Origin of the sequence: Pseudoalteromonas sp. SG43-3 (assembly GCF_014164385.1) — a bacterium.
GTDB classification, from domain to species: domain Bacteria; phylum Pseudomonadota; class Gammaproteobacteria; order Enterobacterales; family Alteromonadaceae; genus Pseudoalteromonas; species Pseudoalteromonas distincta.
Map to the genome: position 1 here is coordinate 1 of NZ_JACJFC010000104.1, position 230 is coordinate 230.

A 230-nucleotide genomic window follows, 5' to 3' on the forward strand; every position below is an offset into this window, starting at 1 on the left:
AAACACTAGAAAGTGAGTTGCCATTTACCCCCGAAGAATTACAAGGTGATGATTTAGACGGTGAGGCGCAGGGAGTCGCTTCCAGCCAAGCTGAGCAGGACTTATCAAATGCGCTTTCTGAAAATGCTAACTTAGATAGCTTAGAAGATGATTTTGATGATGAACTATTAATTGATAATGACTTCTCTGAATCAGAAGCTAAGGTTGAAGACGAGTCGTTTGATGATGAT

At 40.4% G+C, this 230-nt stretch carries 1 protein-coding gene; it reads left to right on the forward strand.

The genetic code is table 11. The features are described 5' to 3' along the window. A partial coding sequence (locus H5157_RS20795; protein WP_182725430.1) for a hypothetical protein occupies positions 1-230 on the forward strand: 230 nt, incomplete at both ends.